The 1,481-nt window shown below is 66.2% G+C and carries 1 pseudogene; it reads left to right on the top strand.

Going from position 1 to position 1,481, the window contains the following annotated elements:
- Nucleotides 1-112 precede the first annotated feature (112 nt).
- Nucleotides 113-1,421: pseudogene (locus tag AC069T_RS37960) on the top strand (IS701 family transposase).
- The last annotated feature ends 60 nt before the right edge of the window (nucleotides 1,422-1,481 follow it).

Raw genomic sequence — 1,481 nt, 5'->3', positions numbered from 1 at the left:
CCCTTACGGGATCTGTTCGGCCCCGCCCTAATACTGCAACCGCATGTGGTGTAACCGTGCGGGCCGGGGCTCGTTGGTGTGACTGTGTGAGAAGTCGCTGACGGTTGAGCAGATCGAGTCGTGGTCCGAGGGGATAGCGGATTTGCATGCCCGCATCGGGCATCGTTTCGGCAGGTCAGAGCCACGCGCTCGGGCTTTGGACTATCTGCGGGGCCTGCTGGCCCCTTTGGAGAGGAAGAACGGCTGGACGCTGGCCGAGCAGGTCGGCCAGCTCCGCCCGGACGGTGTCCAGCGGCTGCTGAACCATTCGGAGTGGGACGAGAACGCCGTCCGTGATGACGTCCGGGACTTCGTCGTGGAAACCATCGGGGCCAAGGACGCCGTCCTCATCGGCGATGACACCGGCTTTGTGAAGAAGGGCACCAAGTCGGCCGGAGTGCAGCGGCAGTACTCCGGCACGGCCGGACGCAGGGAGAACTGCCAGGTCGGCACGTTCTTGGCCTATGCCTCCACCAAGGGGCGGGCGTTGATCGACCGCGAGCTGTATCTGCCCGCGTCCTGGACGGACGATCGTGCCCGGTGCCGGGCGGCCAAGATCGGCGACGAGGTGCCGTTCGCCACGAAGATCGAGCATCTGAAGTGGATGCTGCAACGCGCCCTGGACGCGGCCGTGCCCTTCGCCTGGGTCACCACCGACGAAGCCTACGGACAAGTCCACCATTTTCGGTCCTGGCTGGAAGAACGGAAGGTGGCCTATGTGGTGGCCACCAAGGTCAACGACACGGTGACCGGCATCGACGGCTGGCAGTACCGGGTCGACGAGCTGATCGCCACCCGCCCCCAGCAGGCATGGAAACCGCTCTCGGCGGGAGCCGGCGCCCACGGCCAGAGGATCTATCACTGGGCCCGCGCCACCTCAGGCCGCGGCAGGAGAACGGGTTCGGGCACTGGGTGCTGGCCCGCCGCAGCATCACCGACCCCACCGACATCGCCTACTACCTCTGCTTCGGACCGGTCTCTACGCGTCTGAAAGACCTGGTCAAGGTGGCTGGAGCGCGGTGGGCGGTGGAGGAGTGCTTCCAGACCGCCAAGGGCGAGTGCGGCCTGGATCATTACCAGGTGCGGCACTACCGGGCCTGGTACCGGCACATCACCCTGGCCATGGCAGCCCTGGCCTACCTGACCGCCGTCCGCGCGGCACAAGCCGCAAAAGGGGCAGCGGATGCGACGAACACGACCTCGTGCCCCTCAGCGTCCCCGAAATCCGCCGCCTGATCGGGCACCTCGCCCTCACACCTCACTGTCACACCAACGAACACCGTCTGCACTGGTCACACTTCCGCAGACGCAGCCAAGCCCGAGCCCGCCACCACCACTACCAACACCGAGGCCACACACCCCACATGCGGTTGCAGTATTAGGGCGGGGCCGAACAGATCCCGTAAGGGATACGAGCGCCCCTTGCGGGCCTCAACTCGACG

This window comes from Streptomyces sp. NPDC043867, from assembly GCF_056435845.1.
This window is presented reverse-complemented; position numbering and strand designations above follow the sequence as displayed.